Here is a 17,819-nt window from a genome sequence, read left to right as displayed (position 1 = left end):
TCCGGTCGATCGCCTTAGTTGCCGAAAGCGGAAAGATCGCCTTTCCCGGCTCGCCGCCCGCTCGTCGCGTGACGGTCGCCGAACGACGAGTTTTCGCCAGCGACGCATCCCGCGCAAAATTCAGGCGCCGGCCATCAGCTTTTCAGCAAACCCCAGGGATTTCCGGTTTCTAGCCGCCGGCGATCTTAGCCCCATCCCGCCCGGTGCTATTCCGAACAGGCGTCGACCGTGGATCGCGAGCATCAGATTGCGTCGCTTCCCCGGTCTTCGGGAATGCCCGCATGGGCAATCATTGTTGTCGGACGAGCCAAGTATGGAACTGGGTCTGAAGCGTTTCACCGGCCGGGTCAGCGACAACGACCTGCGCCTGCTGCGCACCTTCGCTACAGTGGTCAAGCACGGCGGTTTCGTCGCCGCCGAGTCCGAGTTGCAGATCGGCCTGCCGTCGATCAGCCGCTACATAAAGGACCTGGAGATCCGCCTGGGCGCACGGCTGTGCGAACGCGGCCGGCGCGGCTTCACCCTCACCGCCGAGGGCGCGCGGGTGCACGAGGCCTGCGAAAAGCTGTTCGACGAGCTCGACCTGTTCGAGGCCCGGGTGCGCGACATCCACGCCAGCCCCGCGGGCGCCATCCGCATCGGCATGGTCGACGCCCTGGTCGGCGATCCGAACTTCCGCCTGCCCGAGGTGTTCGACGGCTACAAGGCGGCCTATCCGAACGTGCACTTCAACATCTCGACCACGACCTCGAACCTGATCGAGCAGGCGGTGATCGAGAACAATCTCGACGTCGGCGTGGTGTTCGAGCGCCGGCCGATGGAGCAGTTGCGCTACCACTTCCTCTACGAAGAGGTCAGCTGGCTCTACTGCACCGAGGACCATCCGGCCTGGCGCCTGCGCGCCCATGACGACCGGGTCGACCTGGAGGACATCGCCTCCTACGACTTCGTCGGCTACCCGTTCGAGCACGAGATGGAGCGACTGGGGGTCAGCGGCCTGCTGAAACGGACGGCGACGGTGACGCACATGGAGTCGATCGCCATGATGATCGCCTCGGGCCGCTATTTGGGCTTCCTGACCGAGCATCAGGTCGCGGGCATGGGCGGCGGCAAGCGCTTCCACAAGGTCGCCCCGGAGACCTTCTCCTACGCCAGCAAGATCTCGGTGATCACCCGCCAGGGCCATCCGCCGCCGCTGGTCGCGGCCTTCATCCAGCAGGTCGAGGCGGCCCGCGCCCGGGTGAACTGAAGACCGGGGTGAACGAAAAAGGGGCGCTCCGCGAGGAGCGCCCCTTTCTTCTTGCCCATTCGAGAAACTCGCCACCCCGGCCGCAGCGAAGCGGAAAGCCGGGATGGCGCTCCTCTAGAAGACTAGAACTTCGCCTTCACGTTCAGGCCCACGGTGCGCGGACGCAGCGCCAGGCCCTGGGTGACGAACAGAACCGAGGGCTTCTGGATGATGGTGTCCTCGTTCAGCAGGTTCTTGGCGAACAGCGACAGCTGGATGTCGGCGACATCCACGCCGATGCTGGCGTCCACCAGGTCGTAGGACGGGCGGCGGTAGTCCTTGCTGGTCGTCGAGTAGGAGCCGTAGCTCTCGCCCGTGTGCGACCAGTTCACGCTGGCGAAGCCGTCGATGCGATCGGTGATCGCGTGGTCATAGTCGAAGCCCACCGAGAAGGTGTTCTCCGGCGTGCCCAGCAGCTTGGAGCCGTCGACCGCGCCGGTGCCCTTGGCGGCCTGCGTGATCTTGGCGTCGGTGACCGCGCCCGACAGATTGAGGGTCAGGTTGTCGGTCAGAGCCGCGCGCAGTTCGAACTCGCCGCCCTGGCTGCGGGCGTCGCCGGCGTTGCCGGTGATCACCGAGCCGCAGGTCGACAGGCGCACCGACTGCTGGACGTTCTTCCAGTCGATGTAGAAGGCCGAGGCGTTGAAGGTCACGCGGCCGTCGAACAGGCGGGTCTTGGCGCCGCCCTCGTAGCTCCACAGGCTGTCGGGGCGATAGCTCTTGGCGTCGGAGAGACCCAGGCTGCGCACGTCGGCCGCGCAGAACGAGGTCAGGGCGTTGTTCTGGCCGCCCAGGCGGAAGCCCTTGGCGGCGTTGGCGTACAGCGACACCGACTTGGACGCCTCGTAGGTCACCGCGAACTTTGGCGTCAGCGGCGCCGAGCGGGTGGAGGCGTCGTCATGGGCCGGCGCGCCGTCGGCCAACCAACCGCCCTCTTCCAGCGCATACTGGCTCGAAGCCTTGACCTGGCGCAGGCCCACGGTGGCCTTGAGCTTGTCGGTGACCTTGAACGAGCCCTCGGCGAAGACGGCCATCTGGTTGTTGCGGCGCACCGAGTTGAAGTAGCCGATCAGGCCGCCCGGCGTGGCGTAGCCCAGTGCGGCCTGCGTCGTGGTTCCCAGTTCGGAGGCGACGGCGGCGTCGAGGCCCAGCACGTATTCGTGGTCGAGGCTGGTGATCTTCTGCTTGGCGAAATAGGCGCCGACCTGCCACTCGTAGCGCTTGCCGCTTTCGGCCAGCGACGGCGAGGCCAGGCGGAACTCCTGGCTATAGGTCGCCACGGCGTCCTTGTTGCGCATAATCCCCGGCAGGGCCGCGATGGTCTCGTAGGTGTCGCCATAGCTGTCGTCGAGCACGCTGGCGACGTATTCGCTGTCATAGATCGAGCCGTCGAACTGACGGTCGAAGCTGCGATAGGCGTAGCCGCTGATCGAGGTGAAGGTCAGATCGCCGAAGCGCTTCTCCACGGTCACGCTCGGCGCGAACAGGGTGTCCTGGCTGGGCTCGCGCACCGGCCGGTTCTCCTGGAACTTGCCCAGCGACAGCTTGGTGATGCCGGTGTCGTCGGCGTCGGTCTGCTGCCACTGCACCGTCGAGCTGACCTTCAGGTCGTCGGTCGGCTCCCACAGGAAGCTGGCGCGCAGGGCCGTGGTGCGCTCGGCGTCGACGTTCTTGTTGTCGACGACGCCGGCCGAATTGACGTGGTCGACGAAGCCGCTCTGGTACTCGCGCTGCACGGCAAGGCGGAAGGCGGCGTTCTCGCCGACCGGAGCATTGATCATGCCGCCGAACAGGTAGTTCACGCCGCCTTCGTCGGTGTGCGAGACCTCGCCCTCGGCGCTGCTCTCATAGCCGCCCAGCTTCGGCGTCTTGGTGATGAAGCGCAGGGTGCCGCCCAGCGAGCTGTCGCCGTAGAGCGTGCCCTGCGGGCCACGCAGCACTTCGACGTGGTCGAGGTCGAACAGGCGCGGCAGGGTCACGCCGGTGAAGAACTGGTTCGGGATCGTCAGCGACACGTCGTTCAGATAGACGCCGACCGTCGCCGAGCCCTGGGACGAGCTGATCCCGCGCAGGCTGATGCGCGACAGGCCGCTGTTGCCGGTGTTGCTGAACGATAGGCCCGGGGTGCTGCGGGCGAGATCGGCATAGTTGGCCACGTGCTGCTTGGCCAGCTGGTCGCCGGTCAGGACGCTGATGCTCAGCGGCACGTCGCGCACGTTCTCCGAACGCTTCTGGGCGGTGACGACCAGTTCGGGCACGACGTTGTCATCGGCCGGCGCCATCGCGGTCTGCGCCCAGGCCAGGGTCGGCGACACGGCCGCCAGCATCCCGGCGACCATCAGCGTCGCCTTCAGGCCGCGCTTGCGTCGGCGAGCCGTCACGAAATCCGAATACATCACGATTATCCCCTTGAGCTTGAAAGCCTTCGGACGGGCCTGGCCTCTTGATCGAGGGTGCTGCGGACGCGGGTTCCTGGCGCTTTCCTCCTCCCGGAAAGGCCGCCCGCGTCTCGCTCAAGCCGGTCTCCATGCGAGGATTTGGCAGGAGCCCGCCAGCGAGAATGTCGCGTTGCACAATGATGGTTGCGCGAATTTGGAAGTGAACGGCGACGCTTCCCAAGCGGGCCAGCGGTTCGTTACGCGGCCCGCCAAGCATGGTTGCTAAGAACGACATCTACCCACGACACGCGCCGTGGTTCGTCGGAGGGGTCAGAGTCTCCCACGGAACCAACATGGCCGACGCCGCTATCGCCGACACAACGCCCGCACCGGCCCCTTCGAAGGTGTCGAGCCGGGCCTGGATCGTCCTGGCCATGCTGACCCTGGTCTACACCTTCAGCTGGATCGACCGTTTCCTGCTGATCATCCTGGTCGATCCGATCAGCCGCGACCTGAAGGTCTCCAACACCGAGATCGGCCTGCTGACCGGCTTCGGCTCGTCCCTGCTCTATTCGCTGGCGGGCTTTCCGATCGCGCGCCTGGCCGACAAGGGCTCGCGCCGGGCGATCATCGCCGCCGCCATCGGGACCTGGAGCACCCTGACCGTCATCAGCGGCTTCGTGGGCAACTTCATGGGCCTGGCGCTAGCGCGGTTCGGCATCGCGGTGTCATCGGCGGGATGCTCGCCGGCGGCCTATTCGCTGATTTCCGACTACTTCCCGCAGGCCCGGCGCGGGGCGGCGATCGCCGTCTACAGCCTGGGCATCTCGATCGGCATGTGGGCGGGCCTGACCTTCGGCGGCGTGCTGGAGGACCATTTCGGCTGGCGCAGCGCCTTTCTGATCGTCGGCTTCCCGGGGATGATCGTCGCCGCACTGTTCTTCCTGATCGTGCGCGAGCCGCCGCGCGGAACCTTCGACGCCGCCACCGAGGAGAACACCCGCCAGTACTCGCTGAAGGAAGCGGCCGGCCACATCGTCAGCCACCCCTGTTTCCTGCCGATCGCCCTGGGTTTCGCCTTGATCTCGGCCTCGGCCAGCGCCTTCGAGAACTGGGTGCCGACCTACATGATCCGCGTGCAGCACATGAGTTCGACCGAGGTCGGCTCGCTGAGCGGGCTGCTGCAGGGCGTCACCGGCTTCGTCGGCACCCTGATCTTCGGCTTCGCCGCCGACCGTCTGGGCGGCCGCGACGCCCGCTGGTACCTGTGGCTGCCGATGATCGGCATCGGCGTCATGGGCCCGGCGATCCTGCTGTTCTTCCAGACCAGCGGCCCGACCGCCTACCTCTGCTACTTCATCGCCGAACTGGCCGGTTCGGCCTTCTCGGCCCCGCTGTTCGCCGCCGGCCAGATGCTGCTGCCGCCGCGCCTGCGCGCCGTCGGCATGGCCAGCATGCTGTTCGTGCTCAACGTCATCGGCATGGGCGTGGGCCCGTTCCTGACCGGCTGGCTCAGCGACCTGTTCGTCGCCCGCGGCGCGGCCGACGGCCTGGCCTCGTCGATCTCGCTGATGCAGCTCAGCGCGGTGGCCGGCGGCGCCTGCCTGGTGTTCGCCGCCGCCCGGCTGAAGCGCTCGATCCCGGCCTGACCGACGACCCAAAGGGGTTGCGCCGACGCCTCGCAGGGCGTCTAAACCGCTCCGTGACCCTACGTTATCGCCGCCCCTCGCCCCCTGTCGCGACCTCCGAACACGAGGCCCGTGCGTGACCAGGCTGAGGCGGCGAGGCCTGGCGTCGATCAATTCCGAGGTCCGCGACGGCATCCTTCCGGCCGCCGACGGCGTCACCCGGGCTCCCGACGCGCCGGCGATCGACGACCGCAAGCGGCCGCCCTACCGCCTCGTCGCCGTCATCATCGCCTGCGCGCTCTTCATGGAGCAGATGGACGCCACGGTGCTGGCCACCGCCCTGCCGACCATGGCCCGCGACTTCGGCGTGCCCGCCCCCAGCCTGAGCTCCGCCCTCACCGCCTATCTCCTGGCGCTGGCGATCTTCATTCCGGCCAGCGGACGCCTGGCCGACCGCTTCGGCTCCAAGACCGTGTTCCGCCTGGCCATAGCCGTCTTCGTCGGCGGCTCGGTGCTGTGCGGCCAGGCGACCAGCCTGCCGCTGCTGATCCTCGCCCGCTTCCTGCAGGGGATCGGCGGCGCGATGATGATCCCGATCGGCCGGCTGGTGCTGCTGCGGTCCGTGGCCAAGCAGGACATGGTCTCGGCGATGTCGTGGCTGATCATCCCGGCCCTGATCGGCCCGATCCTGGGCCCGCCGATCGGCGGCTTCATCGTCACCTATCTGGACTGGCGCTGGATCTTCTACCTGAACATCCCGATCGGCGTGCTGGGCATCGTGCTGGTCACCCTGTTCATCGACGAGGTGCGCGGCGAGACGCCGGTGCGGGCCGATCCGGTCGGCTTCCTGCTGTCGGGCGCCTCGCTCGGCTGCCTGCTGTTCGGTTTCGAGATGACCAGCCGCAGCGGAGAGTTGCCCCAGGCCCTGGCCCTGATCGCCGTCGGCCTGGTCGCGGGCGGACTCTATCTGCGTCACGCCCACCGGCGCGCCGACCCGATCCTCGATCTGTCGCTGATGGCCGTGCCGTCGTTCCGGCTGTCGGTGATCGGCGGCTCGCTGACCCGCATCACCCAGGGCGCCCAGCCGTTCCTGCTGCCGCTGATGCTGCAGCTGGGCTTTGGCATGACCGCCGCGGCCAGCGGCTCGATCACCATCGCCGGAGCCATCGGCTCGCTGGCGATGAAGAGCCTGGCGCCGCGCATCCTGCGCCGCTTCGGCTTTCGCAACAGCATGATCGTCGGCGGCCTGGCGGCCAGCGCCGGCTACGCGGTCTGCGGTCTCTTCCGCCCCGAATGGCCGATCTGGCTGATCTTCCTGACCCTGATGGTCAGCGGCTTCTGCATGTCGTTCCAGTTCACCGCCTACAACACCATCGCCTATGACGAGATCCCGCCCGAGCGGATGAGCGCGGCGACCAGCTTCTACGCCACCTTCCAGCAGCTGATGCTGTCGCTGGGCGTCTGCGCCGGCGCCCTGGCCCTGCACGTCGGCATGCTGGCCGGCGACCACGCCTCGCCGCGGCTGGCGGACTTCACCCTGGCCTTCCTGATCGTCACGGCGATCTCGGCCTCGGCGACGATCTGGAACCGCCGCTTCGCCCCGGACGCCGGCGCCGACCTCAGCGGACGCCCTCAGCGCGGCTGATTTTCCGCCCGCGGCCGAAACGCCTTTTGCACCCTGAAACGTCGTTCCCGACGCTCGTGTTGCGCGGCGCTCGGCCCTTGTCGGCCGTTCATGCCGCGAGACGCTTCAGCCCCGCAACAAGGCGCCCCACGCCGCATCCCAGGACTCCGGATGCGCGCCATTCAGGCCGATCAATTCCGTCCGGATATATCGTATAATTTATTTTGACCTTGTCTGAGTTATATGCGTTCCTCCCTGTCACGAATTTGTCAGGGGAGAGGACAAATGCAGGTCCGAGGGAAGAATTGGTTGCTGGTCGCTACGAGCGCGGCGGCAATTATGGTTGGAAATCAAGCGCTAGCGCAGGACGTCAAGACGGACGCCGCAAGCGCTTCTGAAAAGTCAGACAAGAAAGCCGCGGACGACGCCAATGTCGTCGACACGGTTATCGTCAAGGGCATCCGCGGAAGCCTGAACGCGGCTGCGGAGCGCAAGCGCAAATCCGCTCAGATCGTGGAGTCGATCGAGTCCGAAGACGTCGGCAAGCTGCCCGACAACAACGTGCCCGAGGCCCTGTCGCGCATCACCGGCGTGCAGATCGAGCGCGTCCACGGCGAAGGCTCGAACGTCACCATCCGTGGCATGTCGGGCATCTCGACCACCATCAACGGCAACAGCAACAGCGTCGGCGAAGCCCGCTCGACCAACCTGGCCGACATCCCGGCCGAACTGCTGAAGTCGGTCCAGGTCTACAAGACCCGCACGGCGGACCAGGTGGAAGGCGGCATCGCCGGCACCGTGAACGTCGAACTGCGCCGGCCGCTGGATCTGCGCAACGGCTACACGATCGCCGGCAGCATCAAGAACGTCTACGGCAGCACCGGCGACACCAAGAGCCCCTACGCCAGCCTGCTGGTCGGCAACCGCTTCGACACCGCCATCGGCGAGATGGGCTTCCTGATCAACGGCTCCTACACCCGCAACAACTACGAGGAAGACTTCGTCGAGAGCGAGTCGCCCGACGAATTCTTCGAGAACACCATCTCGCGGGCGTCCCTGCCGGCGAGCCAGCAGAACATCATCGCCCCCTACGCGGTGAACTACGGCGTCGAACAGGGCAAGATCACCCGCCCGTCGATCAACGTGGTCGGCCAGTGGCGCTATGACGAACACCTCGATTTCGTCCTCGAGGGCTCCTATTTCGGCAGCGAGGAAAAGCGCGCGCGCGACCGCCTGCACGTCACCACCCGCGACCCGAACAGCAGCGTCTCGAACGTGGTGCTGGGCGACGACGGCAAGACGGTCGAGTCGCTGACGCTCACCCGCGCGGCCGGCGTCGACGCCAGCGCCCAGTCCTATTACGAGGAAGTCGACTCCGACAACTACACCACCAACGCCGAGGTCCACTGGCGCGGTGATCGCCTGCAGATCGACGGCGCCGCACAGTACAATTGGAGCTCGACGAACTACTACGGCATCCTGACCCTGGCGCACCTGCTGGACGCCTCGGGCAATCCGATCAGCTCGGTCAATGTCGACTTCAATTCCAGCAACGTTCCGGGCCGCGGCCCCTTCATCACCTTCACCGGCACCGATCTGAACCAGGTCGGCAACTACCAGATCTTCCAGGTCCACGACGAGCAGACCTACGCCAAGAGCCGCGAGTTCGTGCTGAAGGCCGACGGGACCTATCGCCTGAGCGACGACAAGTTCTTCCGCAGCATCGGCTTCGGGACGCGCTATACCGATCGCCACCTGACCCGCGACTACGGCTATCGCGACGCCTTCCCGACCACCAGCCTGACCGGCTTCGCGCCGGGCATCGGCGTTGCGACCAGCAAGCTCGCCGTCGGCGGCTTCTCCCCGACCTGGTACCACCTGTCCGGTCCCGACCTGATGGCAAATACGGCGGCCCTGCGCACGGTCGCCGGCTGGACGACCGTGAAGCCGTCCAATGACGTGGGCCAGAGCTATGTCGAGGACGAGAAGAGCCTGGCGGGCTACGTCAACCTGAACTACGCCGTGAAGAGCCGCTTCCCGATCGACGGCGTGGCCGGCGTCCGGATCGTCAAGACCGAAGGCGAGAACGTCAGCACCAAGATCAGCCTCGACCAGAACTGGAACCGGGTCGACACCCCGACCGAAGGCGGCGGCGACTATGTCGACGTGCTGCCCAGCCTGAACGCGGTGATCCACTTCACGCCGAAGATCCAGCTGCGGATGGCCTACACCTACAACATCCAGCGGCCGAGCTTCCTGGACATGTCGTCCTGGCAGACGATCCAGGCCAACAACATGGTCATCTATTCGGGCAATCCGGACCTGAAGCCGAACCGTTCCGAGAACTACGACGCCTCGTTGGAGTACTATTTCGGCCGCGGCGGCATCGTCTCTCTGGGCGCGTTCCTCAAGAAGCCCGACGGCTACATCTACTACAGCGGCAGCACGGAAACCGTGAACGGCGCCGAGTACACCGTCTACAAGAACCGCAACGCCGGCCCGGGCGAGTTCCAGGGTTACGAGTTCAACACGTCCGCCTTCTTCGACTTCCTGCCCGGCAAGCTGCGCAACTTCGGGGCCAGCGCCAACTTCACCTACATGGCGAAGTACAACATCAACTATCCGTTCGAGGGTGATCAACGGTTGATCCCGGGCGTCTTCGACGCCGACAGCACCTCGAAATACACCTACAACCTGGCGCTCTACTACGACACGCCGCAGTTCAGCGCCCGCGTGGCCTACAACTACCGCGCCCGCTACAAGATCTTCGTCTACCAGGACAACCCCGAATACTCGCCGTACAACGACGCGACCTCGCGTCTGGACGCGGCCGTCAACTGGACCCCGGTCAAGCAGCTGACTCTGAGCTTCGAGGGCACCAACCTGCTGAAGGAAAACAACAACGTCTATTGGGGCCAGGACCGCATGCTGCCCCTGGGCGTCCGCGTGCAGGCCCGCACCCTGCAGGTCAGCGCCCGCTTCCGCTACTGACCAACACCAACCGGCGTCCGGCCCCAACCGGACGCCGTCAACGAGCGGCTCTAGTCCCCCAGCCGCTCCCAGGGGAGGAGGCGATCATCGCCCCTCCCCTTCTTCTTGTCCGCTTCGCGGAGCCGGGCCGGTTATCACGGCGCGTCGTGACACAAGCCCCCCGGGGCTTTAGATCGTCACCCATGAAAAAGGGGCGCGGACCGAATGGCCCGCGCCCCTCGCCTTTACGGCCTGAAAGGAAGCCTCAGCTCCCTTTCACCTTCACCATCACCACGCCGCGCGCCGGCACATCGAAGGCCTGCTCGCCGGCCGGCAGGTCGACGCCGCGCCAGAGGTCGCGCACGACCGTCAAGCCGGCGACGCCGGCGTCGGCCGCCTTCAGCTCGATCCGCGCCGGCTTGTCGCCACGGTTGAACAGCGCCACGGCCACCTGGCCGTCGGCCAGCGGCTTGCTCCAGACCTCGGACGTTCCGTCCTTGCGCACGGCCTTGCCCTGCACGCCGCGGGCGTCCTGGTCGATGGCGATCACTTCGCGGTTCTCGAGGATCTTCAGCACCTCGGCGCCGGTCTCGCGCAGGTCGTGGCCCATCATCAGCGGCGCCGCCGACATGGCCCACAGGCTCATGTGGGTCAGATACTCGTCCTTGGTCATGCCGCCGTTGCCGACCTCCAGCATGTCCGGATCGTTCCAGCCGCCGGGGCCGGCGAACTCGGGCTTGCCGTTCTTGTCGAAGCCGATCTTGGCCATGGTCGGATAATCGTCGGTGATGTCGCCGGTGGTGCGCCACAGGTGACCGCCGACCTGGCGGCCCCAGGCGCCGACGTCGAAGCGGCCGTACTGGCACAGCGAATAGATCATCGGCCGGCCGGTGGCCCGCAGCGCCGCGCCCATCTCGTAATAGGTGCGCTTGACGGTGTCGGCGTCGGCATAGAACCACTCGCCCGAACACAGGTCGTACTTCAGGTAGTCGACGCCCCACTCGGCGAAGGTCTTGGCGTCCTGGGCCACGTGGCCGTAGCTGCCGGCGTAGCCCGCGCAGGTCTTGGGCCCGGGCGAACTGTAGATGCCCAGCTTCAGCCCCTTCGAATGGACGTAGTCGGCCAGGGCCTTCATGTCCGGGAACTTGTCGTTGGGCCGCAGCACGCCGTCGGCGCCGCGCTCGCCCTGCCAGCCGTCATCGATATTGACATAGACATAGCCGGCGTCGCGCAGGCCGAAGGCGACCATGGCGTCGGCCATGGCGCGGACCGTCTTGTCGTCGATCGCCGCGCCGAACTTGTTCCAGCTGCTCCAGCCCATCGGCGGCTTGGCGGCCAGGCCATCGGCGGCCAGTTCGCCCATCGGCGGCAGGCTGGTGGTGGTGAAGGCGCGGGCCTTGGCGTCGGCGGCCGTGCCCCGGCGGCCGTCCTGCTCGACATGGGCGTACCAGATGTCGCCGGCCAGGGAGACCCCGGCGGCCTTCAGGGTCGCGGTCCACTGGCGGGTGGGCTTGTCCTTGTCGTTGAGATTGCGCAGCTCGAAGGTCGCCACCCCGTCCTTCACGACGAGGTTCTGCATGTCCATCGAGCCGTACCAGGCGGTCGTCACGGTCCCGGTCGGCTTGCCGGCCTTCTGCTCGATCTTCATCAGGGTGACGCCCGGATAGGACGGCGCGTCGTCGAAGGTCCAGACGCCGGCCAGCCCCGGCTGGGCGGCGGGCGCGGCCATGGCGGCGTGCGAGGCGACGAGCCCCAGGGCGAGCGGGGTTAGCAGGCGACGCATGCGATCTCCTTAGTCTGAATAGGGTTCTGGATCAGGCTGCGAGCAGGCGCAGCAAAGCTCACGCCCGGCGCGACGCCAGGGCCTCGATAAATCGGTCAAGACGACCCGCGCGCCCGGCCCGGCGCGCGGGTCGTCCATAGTCGGCTCAGCGCGCGGCCTCGCAGGGCGGCGCATGGCCCGAGCCGGACTTGGGAGACGCTGTCTGGGGCGCCAGCACCTCCCACTCCTGGACGGCGACGGCGGCGTAGGTCCCGCCGGCCGAAGAGGCGTCGAAGACCGCCCGCAGGCAGCGGGTCGTCACGGGCGCGAAGCTGGCGTCCTGGAAGGCGCCGACGTCCGCGCCGAAGCCCTTGGGAGCCGCGACCGGCTTCCAGCCGCCGTCCCAGTACTCCATGCGCCAGGCCTTGGGCGGGGCGACGCCGATGCCCGAACCGGCCGGCTGGTCGCCCCAGAACCAGATGCGGGCGCCGTCAACGGTCACCGGCGCGTCGAAGCGGTACTCGACCCACTGGCGCGGCGGATTGTTGGGCGACCAGGTGCCCCAGGTGTCGGGCGGCAGGGGCGAGGCCTTGGTGATCCCGTCGTTCAGCGCCTTGATCCAGTATTGGACCGGGATCGGCTCGTTGGATGCCGCCGCGGTCGCCTGGCCGGCGATGTTGCGGGTCGGGACCGGCGGAGCTTGCGGACGGCGGGTCGGGATCAGCTTGCGGATGGCCGGCGGGCTGACGCTGTCGTCCCACTCGATCGGATCGATGGCGACGCTGCGCCGGAAGTGACCGCCGCCCGCCGCGTCGGCGGTGTGGTAGGCCATGTACCAGCGACCCTTGAACTCCACCGCGCCCGAGTGCGAGGTCGTCGACGACACCGGGCCCAGCATCACGCCGCGATAGGTCCACGGCCCCAGCGGCGAGGTCGCCGTGCCGTAGGCGATGCAGGCGTGATAGACGGCCGGCGTGCAGTCCGACTTCGGACCCGCGCGATTGCCGGCGTAGAGCATGTAGTAGACGCCCTTGCGCTTCATCAACCACGGGGCCTCGAAGAAGCCGGTGAGCCCCTCGACCTTCACCTCGGGTCCCTTGGGCGTGATCATGTCGGCGGCCAGCTCCATGCCACGCAGCTGCCCAAAGGTGCCCCAGTAGATGTAGACCCGGCCATCGTCGTCGATCAGCACGGTGGGGTCGATGTTCTGGATGTCGTTGGCGACCGGGGTGGTCTGCGAGATAATCGGGCCGGACGGATGGGCGTCGATCCACGGTCCCGTCATGCTGTCGGAGACGGCGACGCCGATGGCGAAGCGATCCCTGGCGTTACCGCCGGCCTGCAGCACGGGCGCGTAGAGATAGAACTTGCCGTCCCTGCCCTTCACGATCTGGCCGGCATAGGCGCGGCCTTCCTCGGCCCATTTGAACACGGCCTGCGGCTTGGCGATGGCCGGATAGTGCAGCCAGTCGCCGGACGCCGGGTCCTTGGTGGCCAGCAGCTGCCACTCGTTCATGATGAAGTCGTTGACGTCCGGCGCCGCCTCGTCGCGGCCGGCCAGGATCCACAGCGTGTCGCCGTCGACCACCGGGGCGGGATCGGTCGAGTAGTAGCGGCCGTCGGCCAGGATCGGGTTGCCCGGAGCGTGCACCTTCTCCGGGCCGGCCGCGCAGGCGGCGACCGGCGACAGCAGCAGGGCCGCGCCCGCGACCAGGGCGCGCTTCAACTCATTCCTCATCGGGATAGGGCCCCTTGCCGCCATCGGCGATCAGTTGGTCGATGCGGGCCTGGATCACCGGGATCGGCGCCGAGCCGATCTCGAGCACGGCGTCATGGAAGGCGCGGATATTGAACTTCGGACCCAGAGCCTTCTCGGCGCGGGCGCGGCCCTCCACGAAGGCCAGCATGCCCATGTAGTAGGACAGCGCCTGGCCCGGCCAGGCGATGTAGCGATCGACCTCGGTGCCGATCTCGTGGTCGCCCATGGCGGTGTTGTCGTGCAGGTACTTCTGGGCCTGCTCGCGGGTCCAGCCCTTGGCGTGGAGCCCGGTGTCGACGACCAGCCGCGCGGCCCGCCACATCTGGTAGCTGAGCATGCCGAAGCGGTCATAGGGCGTCTCGTACATGCCCATGTCCTCGCCCAGCGCCTCGCAATAGAGCGCCCAACCTTCGCCGTAGACCGACAGGTAGGTGTCGCGGCGGAAGGCCGGCAGGTTCTTGTTCTCGGCCGCCAGCGGCATCTGGAAGGCGTGGCCCGGAGCGCTCTCGTGCAGGGTCAGGGCGACCTGCGAATAGAGCGGGCGCGACGGCAGGTCGTAGGTGTTGACCAGGTAGATGCCCGGCCCGCCGCGACCGCCGGTATAGAACGGCGCGATCTCGTCGGGCACCGGCTTGATGGCGAAGCGGCTGCGCGGCAGGCGGCCGAACCACTGGCTGGCCTTGCCGTCGAAGGTCTTGGCGATCCAGGCCGCCCGATTGAGGAGCTCCTGCGGGGTCTTGGCGTAGAACTTCGGATCGGTGCGCAGATAGGTCAGGAAGGCCGGCAGGTCGCCCTGGAAGCCGACCTCCTTGATCACGTCCTGCATCCGGCCACGGATCTTGGCCACTTCCGCAAGACCGATGGCGTGGATCTCGTCGGGCGTGTGGTCGGTGGTGGTGAACTCGACGATCTTGGACTGGTAGTAGGCCTTGCCGTCCGGCAGGTCGTAGGCCGCCAGCGAGGTCCGCGCGCCGGGGATGTATTCGTTGCGCAGGAAGGCCAGCAGGCTGGCGTGGGCCGGCGTCACGTCCTTGGTGATCGCCTCGGCCGCTTGGCTGCGCAGTTCGGCCTGGACCGCGGCGGGGATCACCGACGGCATGGTCTTGAACGGCGCGTAGAACGGCGAGTCCTGCGGGGTCTTGGCCTCGGCGGCCAGCACCACGCCGGCGTCGCGGCCTTGCAGGGTGATCTTGGCCGCCGTGAAGCCGCGCTTCACGCCGCTGCGCATGTTGATGATCTGCTGGCCGTAGTAGCGCGGGATCTCGCGCAGCATGGCCACGTAGTTGCGGTAGTCCTCCTCGGTGCGGAACGACCCGCGCGACCACTCGGCCACGTCGCCCCAGAAGCTGGTGTCGGCGCTGAGCGGCTTCTCGTATTCGCGATACTTCTGCTCGGCCAGCAGGGCGTCGATCTGGCCCTTGTAGACGGCGAAGTTGATCTTGTTCTCGACCGACAGCTGGGCGACCGGCAGGGCGGCCAGCTGGCTTGACACCTCGGTCCAGCGTTTCAGGCGCGCGGCCTGCACGGCCGGACCGACATCGGGCAGCCGCTTGGGGGCGTTGGGATTGTCCTCGTCCGGCGCGGCCTGGCTGACCCGCCAGTCGTACTCGGCGGTGTAGATCGCCTCGAACTGCTTGTCGGCCGAACCGGCGGCGGGAACCGCCCAGGCCGGCGCGGCGGCGAGGCCCAGAACGGCCGCGCCGGAGAACATCAAACCGCGACGGTTCATGCCGTGGCTCCAGCCTTGGCGCTGAACACCCGCACGCCGAACACCGGCCCGGCGCTCGACCGTTCCTTCGGCACGAAGCGCACCTTGACGCTGGTCTTGCCCTTGGTCAGGGCCTCGGCCAGCGGGTACTCGACGTCGAAGAACTTGCCCGGACGGTCGTTGTCGAGGACCTGGGTCGCCACCTTGGTCCCGTCGACCAGGATGTCGAAGGTCCGCGCGCGCTCGCCGCCCCAATAGGTCGCCTGCAAGATCAGCGCCCCGGCCCGCACCTTCATGTCGAACTCGAAGAAGCCGCCGGAGCGGGCGTCACGGCCGTTACGGCCGCGATAGCTGACCGGATAGGAGATGTCGGAAGTGAGGTTGTGGTCGCGCTCGGGCTGCATTTCGCCCAGGTGCATGACGTCGACCGAGCGAGCGGCGATGTCGCGGGCCTTGGCCTGGTCGGCCAGGAAGGCGGCTTCTTCCGTCTTCCACGAGGCCTCGGTGAAGCGCTTGAAGTAGACGGCGCTGCGGCGCTCGTACTGGCTGTAGAACGGCGCGAAGCTCAGGGCGCCCGGCCGCGACACGCCGTCGACGGCATAGAGCGCCTTCTTGACCTCGACCGGCTTGAAGCCGGCCAGCAGGTCGGCCCCGACCATGGCCGGATCGGCGCTGTTCCATTCGGCTTCGCCCGGACCGAGGTCGGCGGCCAGCACCATGGGGCCGCGCAGGAAGGCGATGGTGTTGGGATCGCCGGGCGCCGCTTCCAGCCGCAGGTCGAGCGGCAGGGCGATCGAGACCACGTCGCCGGCCTTCCACTTGCGCTCGACCAGGGCGTAGCCGCCCGACAGCACGGGCGTCACCGCCTCGTCGTTGACGCTGACCACGGCCTTGCCGTTCGCCCAGCCCGGCACGCGCAGAGCGATGGTGAAGCGGCCGGGCTTGGCCAGCTTGCTCAGGGTCAGGCGGCTTTCCGGTTCGAACGGATAGAGGGTTTCGAGCTTGAGGGCCGCGCCGCGCGCTTTCCACTGGGCGTCGGCCGGGATGTAGAGGTTGACCAGCAGGGTCCCCTCGCCTTCCCAGAAGATCGACTCGCCGTGCTTGGCGTGGCTCTCCATGCCGCTGCCGACGCAGCACCAGAAGGCGTCGTCGTCGGTGGTCGAAAAGCCCCGCGTCGAACCGGTCATCAGCGGCGTCATGTAGGTGAAGCCGCCGGTCTTGGGATTCTGCGCCGCCATCACGTGGTTGAGGTGCGCGCGCTCGTAGTAGTCGAACAGCGAGCCGTCCGGCTTCCAGCTGTAGAGCTGCCGGGTCAGCTTGAGCATGTTGTAGGTGTTGCAGTGCTCGCAGGTCTGCTCGGTGATGTGGTCGGCGATGCTGTCGGGCGACGAGAAGTACTCGCGGTCGGCGTTGCCGCCGATGACGTAGCTGTGGTGCTGGGTCACGGTCTGCCAGAAAAACCGCGCGGCGGTGGCGTCCTTCTCCTTGCCGGTCAGTTCGTAGAGGCGGCCCAGGCCGATCAGCTTGGGCACCTGGGTGTTGGCGTGGAAGTTGGCCAGCTTGTCCTCTTGCGCGGCCAGCGGATCCAGGACCTTGCGGTCATAGATGCGCTCGGCCACGACCAGCCAGCGCGCGTCCTTGGTGCGGGCGTAGAGCTCGGCGTAGCTCTCGTTCAGGCCGCCGTATTCGCAGCCCAGCAGGGTCTGCATCTGGGCGTCGTCGAGGGCGGCGAACACCTTCTCGAAATAGGCGCCCAGCCCGGTCACGACCTCCAGGGCCTGGGCGTTGCCCCAGGCGGCGTGGATGTCGAGCAGGCCGGCGAACAGCTTGTGCACCGTGTAGAGCGGCGACCAGGAGCCGTTGAGGTCGAAGCCGCCCGAGCGGATGTCGCCCTTCATCACCTCGCCGAAGATCTCCTCACCGTCGACGACCGTGCCGTCCTTGCGCTTGCGCTGCAGGGCGCCGACGTAGCCGGTGCCGCGCTTGGCCTGGGCGCGGGCCAGTTCAGAGACGATGTAGTCGGCGCGGCGGCGGCACTCGGCGTCGCCGGTCTGCTGCCAGGTCAGCACCAGGGCGCTCATGTAGTGGCCCAGGGTGTGGCCGGCGATGGTGTCGGATTCCCAGCCGCCGTAGATTTCCCCCTTGGCGGGCAGGCCGGCGAAGATCATGAAGTTGTGCAGCAGCCGGTCGGGGCTGAGGCGCAGCAGATAGGCGTGGTTGACCTCGACCGCGGTCGCGAAGTCGGACGGCAGCAGCCGCACGTCGGAAAGCGGCAGCGGCGCGGCCTTGGTCGGAACGGAAGGCCCCCTGCCGGCGGCGAAGGCGCGGATCGGCTGGGCGGACGCCATAACGGCGGCGGTGGCGAGCAGCAAATCCCGGCGACTGGCGGACATCAAGGCACCCCAAACTTAATACGGTATACGAAATAAGTCAGACATATTTTCGAAGGTCAATCACCTGATTTGCAGGGACATGGGAAGCGGCGCCGAAACGCGCCCGACCTTCATGGCGGAGCCCATCGACCGAGCAGGCCGCGACCTCTATTCGTGCAGGCGAGTCAGGGGCTTGGCCGGCTCGTCTCAGCCAGGTCGAATGGACGCCAGGGCTCCGACTTATACAGACGCTTGCGGGGAGCGAGCACGGGACGTCAACCGCCGCGTCGCCGCCCATCTTCAAGCATGCAGTCGGTAAAAAGTCTGATC

The 17,819-nt window shown here is 67.2% G+C and carries 9 protein-coding genes; 4 read left to right on the top strand and 5 right to left on the bottom strand.

What is annotated here, in order from left to right; translation table 11 throughout:
* The first annotated feature begins 313 nt into the window (after positions 1–313).
* A complete protein-coding gene (locus AC07NG_RS13050; RefSeq protein ID WP_487290908.1) occupies positions 314–1,249 on the top strand; it encodes a LysR family transcriptional regulator in 936 nt (311 codons plus the stop codon).
* 122 nt (positions 1,250–1,371) lie between these two features.
* Here the strand turns inward: AC07NG_RS13050 and AC07NG_RS13045 are convergent, their stop codons facing one another.
* Positions 1,372–3,684, bottom strand: a complete 2,313-nt coding sequence (locus tag AC07NG_RS13045) for a TonB-dependent receptor (RefSeq protein ID WP_494594426.1) — start codon at positions 3,682–3,684, stop codon at positions 1,372–1,374.
* A 335-nt stretch (positions 3,685–4,019) separates the two neighbouring features.
* Here AC07NG_RS13045 and AC07NG_RS13040 point away from each other — a divergent pair, with 335 nt between their 5' ends.
* From AC07NG_RS13040 to AC07NG_RS13030, 3 genes are all read left to right on the top strand, one after another.
* Positions 4,020–5,315, top strand: coding sequence for a spinster family MFS transporter (locus AC07NG_RS13040; RefSeq protein ID WP_494594425.1), 1,296 nt, complete (start codon positions 4,020–4,022; stop codon positions 5,313–5,315).
* Between the two features lie 115 nt (positions 5,316–5,430).
* On the top strand, positions 5,431–6,939 hold the full coding sequence (locus tag AC07NG_RS13035; RefSeq protein ID WP_494594424.1) for a DHA2 family efflux MFS transporter permease subunit: 1,509 nt from the start codon (positions 5,431–5,433) through the stop codon (positions 6,937–6,939).
* 318 nt (positions 6,940–7,257) lie between these two features.
* Complete coding sequence (locus tag AC07NG_RS13030) at positions 7,258–9,909, top strand: TonB-dependent receptor (RefSeq protein ID WP_494594423.1); 2,652 nt, start codon at positions 7,258–7,260, stop codon at positions 9,907–9,909.
* Between the two features lie 244 nt (positions 9,910–10,153).
* On the opposite strand, the gene AC07NG_RS13025 is transcribed toward AC07NG_RS13030, so the two are convergent.
* The 4 genes from AC07NG_RS13025 to AC07NG_RS13010 all read right to left on the bottom strand — a co-directional run bounded on the left by AC07NG_RS13025 (position 10,154) and on the right by AC07NG_RS13010 (position 17,510).
* Positions 10,154–11,671, bottom strand: coding sequence for a glycoside hydrolase family 27 protein (locus AC07NG_RS13025; protein WP_494594422.1), 1,518 nt, complete (start codon positions 11,669–11,671; stop codon positions 10,154–10,156).
* 145 nt (positions 11,672–11,816) lie between these two features.
* Positions 11,817–13,388, bottom strand: a complete 1,572-nt coding sequence (locus tag AC07NG_RS13020; RefSeq protein WP_494594421.1) for a family 43 glycosylhydrolase — start codon at positions 13,386–13,388, stop codon at positions 11,817–11,819.
* A complete protein-coding gene (locus AC07NG_RS13015; protein WP_494594420.1) occupies positions 13,378–15,138 on the bottom strand; it encodes a DUF885 domain-containing protein in 1,761 nt (586 codons plus the stop codon). The genes AC07NG_RS13020 and AC07NG_RS13015 overlap by 11 nt, the downstream gene beginning before the upstream one ends.
* Positions 15,135–17,510 (bottom strand): beta-L-arabinofuranosidase domain-containing protein, encoded by a 2,376-nt coding sequence (locus tag AC07NG_RS13010; protein WP_494594419.1) that lies wholly within the window; start codon positions 17,508–17,510, stop codon positions 15,135–15,137. Before AC07NG_RS13010 ends, AC07NG_RS13015 begins: the two co-directional genes overlap by 4 nt.
* Positions 17,511–17,819 lie beyond the last annotated feature (309 nt).

The organism is Caulobacter sp. GW821-FHT10C03, assembly GCF_059415485.1.
Note: the sequence above shows the minus strand (reverse complement) of the source record. Positions and strands in the feature narration are given on the sequence as shown.

Bases quoted from the DNA above. Each gene is read 5' to 3' on its own strand.
- AC07NG_RS13015 (WP_494594420.1), bottom strand. From the start codon at position 15,138: ATGAACCGTCGCGGTTTGATGTTCTCCGGCGCGGCCGTTCTGGGCCTC.
- AC07NG_RS13040 (WP_494594425.1), top strand. From the start codon at position 4,020: ATGGCCGACGCCGCTATCGCCGACACAACGCCCGCACCGGCCCCTTCG.
- AC07NG_RS13025 (WP_494594422.1), bottom strand. From the start codon at position 11,671: ATGCGTCGCCTGCTAACCCCGCTCGCCCTGGGGCTCGTCGCCTCGCAC.
- AC07NG_RS13010 (WP_494594419.1), bottom strand. From the start codon at position 17,510: ATGTCCGCCAGTCGCCGGGATTTGCTGCTCGCCACCGCCGCCGTTATG.
- AC07NG_RS13050 (WP_487290908.1), top strand. From the start codon at position 314: ATGGAACTGGGTCTGAAGCGTTTCACCGGCCGGGTCAGCGACAACGAC.
- AC07NG_RS13045 (WP_494594426.1), bottom strand. From the start codon at position 3,684: ATGTATTCGGATTTCGTGACGGCTCGCCGACGCAAGCGCGGCCTGAAG.
- AC07NG_RS13030 (WP_494594423.1), top strand. From the start codon at position 7,258: ATGGTTGGAAATCAAGCGCTAGCGCAGGACGTCAAGACGGACGCCGCA.
- AC07NG_RS13020 (WP_494594421.1), bottom strand. From the start codon at position 13,388: ATGAGGAATGAGTTGAAGCGCGCCCTGGTCGCGGGCGCGGCCCTGCTG.